Source organism: Dolichospermum sp. UHCC 0352 (assembly GCF_009711925.1).
GTDB lineage: Bacteria > Cyanobacteriota > Cyanobacteriia > Cyanobacteriales > Nostocaceae > Dolichospermum > Dolichospermum lemmermannii.
The window spans coordinates 2,997-8,191 of sequence record NZ_VIKY01000128.1 but is presented as its reverse complement, the minus strand read 5'-3'; the positions used below and the strand labels follow the sequence as shown (position 1 = coordinate 8,191).

The window sequence follows — 5,195 nt, the reverse complement described above, 5'->3', positions numbered from 1 at the left end:
TTCTCCAAATGCTTCGCCCGTACAGTTGTTAGTTGTCTGTGGTTAAAAAAAATTAGACATCTTGAGTATAAAATGTGAACTAATGACCAATGACTAATGACCAATGACTAATGACTAATTTAATTGTCCGTTTTGCCGAACCCAGTGATGCTCATACCTTATTTGCCTTAATTCAGGGACTTGCTGAATATGAAAAACTATCTGATGCTGTTATTGGCAATGCTGAAGCCCTCAAGGATCATTTATTTGGTTCACCAAAATACGTAGATGCAATCCTAGCCGAATTTGAAGGTAAGGCTGTAGGTTTTGCCCTATTTTTTCATAATTATTCTACATTTCTCACCAAGCCAGGAATTTACTTAGAAGATATCTTTGTTTTGCCGGAATATCGCCGCCAAGGTATTGGTAAAGCACTTTTGTCCAAAGTAGCCCAAATAGCTGTAGAAAGGGATTGTGGGCGCTTAGAGTGGAGTGTTTTAGATTGGAATGTGTCAGCGCAGGCATTTTACCGGAATATGGGTGCAGATATTTTAGAAGATTGGCGGATTTGTCGGGTGACTGAAAAGGATCTGACCCAATTAGCCAAGCAAAAATGAAGTTTAAAAGATAAAGGGTAAATATAGCAAATTTTCCTTTTATCCTTCATTATTAATTTCTTTTTGCTCTTCTTCAATTTAAATTCATATAAGTTTACATTTTGCCTAAACCCTCAAGCTATCAATCAATTAATCTGAAATTCTCAATTATTTCAGCCAAGTTTGACAGTCTGTCGTTTGACTAATGCAACGAAATTAAATGAGAATTAGGGAGGATATTTGTACCGATTCAGACATTGTTATCGAGAGAACACCAGATGAAAAAGATTGTCTCAGTATTATTATTAGGCATAGCTATCTTCACCTTTGCCTTCAGTAGTCCTGCTTTGGCCGCAGACGCAGCCAGCGGAGCTAAAGTATTTAGTGCTAATTGTGCTTCTTGTCATGCGGGTGGCAGAAATTTAGTTAATGCTGCCAAAACCCTGAAAAAAGCAGATTTGGAAAAGTACGGTATGTACTCGGCTGAAGCAATTGTTTATCAAGTTACTAATGGTAAAGGTGCTATGCCAGCCTTTAAGGGTCGGTTAAAAGCAGAGCAAATAGAAAATGTAGCTGCTTATGTCCTACAACAAGCTGATAACGGCTGGAAAAAGTAAATTTAGATCTAATTTGATGGCTTAACAATGTGCGGGGCTTTTTGTCCCGCTCAGTCTTTTTATTAGTAATTAGATTTAGTAACCACTGTACAACCAAAAATATCATCAGCATGGTAAATGGCTTTTCTTTAATATCTTAATATTTTCATAAATTCTCCATTCCATGAATAAAATAAATTAATTATTCCCTGCCTAAATAGAAAAATTTATAAAAGAATAGATGTTGTTGATATCATCTTTTACTGGATTCTAAATCAAGAAAATAATTATCATAAATAGTCAGAAAATATGGAATTTTCAAGTGTCACTATAGAACAGCGCGAAAAAGAAGCTGAAGCATTAAAGACTTTTCTTTTCTTTAGTCTAATTGGTTCATTGGTATTACATATTGGGATACTAGCTTTAGCTATTAACAAATTTTTTCTCAAATTCCCTGAAGTTAGAGAAGAACCCATTGAAGTGACAATTCTGGAAACAATACCCCAGGAAGTAAACCAACTACCAGTAGAGATAAAATCCCTAGCAAAAACAAATTCCGGTGGTGGTGGTGGAAATAAAGGTGGCGGAATTTCTACACCAACAGAAACAGCCCTGAATATGATTAAGTCTTCTGTCGCACCCATAACCAAACAGGCTCAACTAAAAATCACTACTAACCTTATCAGTAAACAATCCCAAACACTTACAAATCGTGAACCAGCGAAAATATTAACTCCTGTACAAACTAACCCAATAGAAAACACAACTCCTGAACCTGCGACAACACCACCCCCAGTAGAAACAAAACCAATACAAAAATTAGATGAAAACGCAAATACCCTAGCGTCTACTCAACCCCAAGTGCAGACAAAACCCACAAAAATCACACCATTAAAGTCAGAAACTCAACCTAATGCTAGTTCCAACAATATCCCTAGCAACTCCACCGCTTCCACACAGTTACCGCAGAATAAAAATATTTTAGGCAATTTAGGCGATCGCTCAAGAAATAGTTTAGGTACTGGAAACGGTACTGGTTCAGGTACTGGTGTTGGTAATGGAATTGGAAATAGTACAGGTAATGGTACTGGTTCAGGTACTGGTGTTGGTAATGGAATTGGAAATAGTACAGGTAATGGTACTGGTAATGGTGTTGGGAATGAAAGTGGGAATAAACCAAAATCAGAAAATACACCAATAGCTACCGCACCGAAACCTCCCATAGAAAACAGTTCTAAACTGAATCGTGCAGATTGTATCCAGTGTCAAATTAAGTACCCTGATAGAGCCAGACAGCGTGGCATTGAAGGAAATGCAGAAGTTGCTATTGATACTGATAGCCAGGGTAATGTTACGCGAGTTCGGTTAGTCCGTTCCAGTGGTGATAGCGAACTAGATCAAGCCGCTCAACAAGCTGCACAAGAGTGGAAATTAACACCCACAGCAGAGGGAAGAGAAGGGGTAAGAGCCTCAGTTAACTTTGCCATTAAAGGATCACAGCGTCACCGTAAACTTCAAGAACGGCAAATACAAAAACAAAGAGCAACCACCAAAAAAAACCCTGAAAAAGCGACTTCTACCTCTACTCCTATCGAATCTCCTCAATATAATCAACAAAAAATAACTCCTATTATTACTGATATTCCCTCCGAAAATACAACTAAACAGAGAGAAGAATCTGCACCTTCTGAGAGTCAACAGATCTCACCACCAGCATCTGCAACTACATCACCTACTGAGTCTTAGAGGTAGATATTCAAAGTATAGATATGGGAGGGATAATTCATGAATTACCCCATCTGACTAGAATGTAGGGTGGACAATGCCAACCATCATGTTAAATTAATAGATCTGTTAATCTTCGTGATCATCAAAGGGATCATCTAATTCCTGGCTTGGGGGTCCAAAAGATGTGTAAATTGCCATACCAGTAATAGCAACTAACGCCGCACAAAAGGAAATTCCAAGCACCGTAGCGGGTTCTAAGTCCATAAATTTAGATACATATTATCACAGCGATATTTATAGAATATTACAAAATTTAACTTATCGCACATTACATAGTTAAAGCATGATCATCTCACCCTCGTAAATTGGCCAAGGTATTGATACTCCGTAAATAATGTTATGCCCAATTTATTGACAAAATATTAAAAATATGTTAATAATGGATTTTTGTGGAAACTTTACCCTTTAATATAATCTCTTGGCTAACGTCATTGTCATAGGTGCCCAGTGGGGCGATGAAGGAAAAGGTAAAATAACTGACTTACTCAGCCGCTCCGCAGACGTGGTGGTACGTTACCAAGGGGGAGTGAACGCTGGGCATACAATCGTAGTCCAAGGTCAGACGTTTAAGCTGCACTTAATCCCCTCTGGTATTTTGTATCCAAAAACCGAGTGTATCATTGGCTGTGGAACAGTCATCGATCCGCAAGTCTTGATTAAAGAACTCGAACAACTAGAAGAATTAAATATTTCCACGGCTAATCTGTTGATATCTCAGACGGCTCATGTCACCATGCCCTATCATCGCATGATTGACAAGGCATCAGAGGAAGTACGGGGAAATCATAAAATCGGGACAACAGGTAGAGGTATTGGTCCTACTTACGCCGATAAATCTGAGCGGATAGGCATCAGGATGTTAGACTTGATGGACACCGACGGACTCCGTGAGCAGTTAAAGTGGACGATAAACTATAAAAATACCATTTTAGAAAAGCTGTATAATCTGCCACCTCTCAATCCAGAAGAAGTGATTGAGGAGTATTTAGGTTATGCGGAACGCTTGCGTCCTTTCGTCGTTGATACATCGTTGAAAATCTACGATGCGGTTTTACGACGACGGAATATTTTGTTTGAAGGCGCACAAGGGACATTACTTGACCTAGATCACGGAACTTATCCCTATGTCACATCCTCCAACCCAGTCGCTGGGGGGGCTTGTGTGGGGAGTGGACTAGGACCAACAATGATAGATCGGGTAATTGGTGTATCCAAAGCCTACACGACAAGAGTGGGAGAAGGTCCTTTCCCCACGGAACTAGATGACGAAATTGGTGACTTGTTAGGCGATCGCGGTGCAGAATTTGGCACAACTACAGGGCGTAAACGTCGTTGTGGTTGGTTTGATGCGGTTATTGGTCGTTATGCGGTTCGCATTAACGGCATGGATTGTATGGCACTTACCAAACTTGATGTTCTCGATGAACTAGAGGAAATCAATGTTTGTGTGGCTTATGAAATTGATGGTGAACGCTGCGAACACTTCCCCACCAGCGCTCGTCTTTTCGCCCGTTGTCGTCCCATTTACAAAACTGTACCAGGATGGCAAGTGTCAACAAGTCACTGTCGTACCCTGGAAGAGTTACCACAAAAAGCACTGGACTATCTGAAATTCTTGGCAGAATTAATGGAAGTGCCGATTGCGATTGTTTCCCTGGGAGCAAGTCGTGATCAAACTATCATTGTTGAAGATCCTATTCACGGTCCCAAACGCGCACTGTTACAACCTAACAGTACACCAGTTTAATTAGTGGTCATTGGTCATTGGTCATTGGTCATTGGTCATTGGTCATTGGTCAGTGGCAAGATAACTGACAACTGACAACTGACAACTAACAACTCACAACTTAACAACTTAACAACTTATATGGCAATCACACTCGAATCTAAAACCCGCCCAGAAGGTAGCAAACCCAGAGCTTTGCGCCGTTCTGGATTAATTCCCGCCAACTTGTATGGTCACAACGGGATTGAATCAATTTCTCTAGTTCTTGACGCTAAAGTTGTAGAACGTTTGCTCAAGCAAGTTATTCCTAATAAAACCCAAGTGGAACTCAGCATTGCTGAATTAGAGTGGACTGGTACAACCGTGCTTCGTGAAGTTCAGATTCACCCAGCCAAAGGCACACCTTACCACATCAGTTTTTTTGCTGGTGCTAAAGGCTAAAATTCAGGTAATAATAACGAAGAGAACCAGGGTTAGCCCTGGTTTTTTTGTGGGAAAAAGGCAAGAGTA

Annotated in this window: 6 protein-coding genes; 5 read left to right on the top strand and 1 reads right to left on the bottom strand. The window is 40.0% G+C overall.

Going from position 1 to position 5,195, the window contains the following annotated elements; translation table 11 throughout:
• Positions 1-110 precede the first annotated feature (110 nt).
• The 3 genes from FJR06_RS08730 to FJR06_RS08720 all read left to right on the top strand — a co-directional run bounded on the left by FJR06_RS08730 (position 111) and on the right by FJR06_RS08720 (position 2,917).
• Positions 111-596, top strand: coding sequence for a GNAT family N-acetyltransferase (locus FJR06_RS08730; protein ID WP_015083405.1), 486 nt, complete (start codon positions 111-113; stop codon positions 594-596).
• 257 nt (positions 597-853) lie between these two features.
• Entirely contained in the window at positions 854-1,192 is a 339-nt protein-coding gene (gene petJ / locus FJR06_RS08725; protein WP_168651249.1) for a cytochrome c6 PetJ, read from the top strand.
• A 288-nt stretch (positions 1,193-1,480) separates the two neighbouring features.
• Positions 1,481-2,917 (top strand): energy transducer TonB, encoded by a 1,437-nt coding sequence (locus tag FJR06_RS08720; protein ID WP_168651248.1) that lies wholly within the window; start codon positions 1,481-1,483, stop codon positions 2,915-2,917.
• 108 nt (positions 2,918-3,025) lie between these two features.
• Here the strand turns inward: FJR06_RS08720 and psbN are convergent, their stop codons facing one another.
• Entirely contained in the window at positions 3,026-3,163 is a 138-nt protein-coding gene (gene psbN / locus FJR06_RS08715) for a photosystem II reaction center protein PsbN (protein WP_015083402.1), read from the bottom strand.
• Between the two features lie 214 nt (positions 3,164-3,377).
• On the opposite strand from psbN, the gene FJR06_RS08710 reads away from it, so the two are divergent.
• Both FJR06_RS08710 and rplY read left to right on the top strand, forming a co-directional pair.
• On the top strand, positions 3,378-4,706 hold the full coding sequence (locus tag FJR06_RS08710; protein ID WP_015083401.1) for an adenylosuccinate synthase: 1,329 nt from the start codon (positions 3,378-3,380) through the stop codon (positions 4,704-4,706).
• 120 nt (positions 4,707-4,826) lie between these two features.
• A complete protein-coding gene (gene rplY / locus FJR06_RS08705; protein WP_015083400.1) occupies positions 4,827-5,126 on the top strand; it encodes a 50S ribosomal protein L25 in 300 nt (99 codons plus the stop codon).
• Positions 5,127-5,195 lie beyond the last annotated feature (69 nt).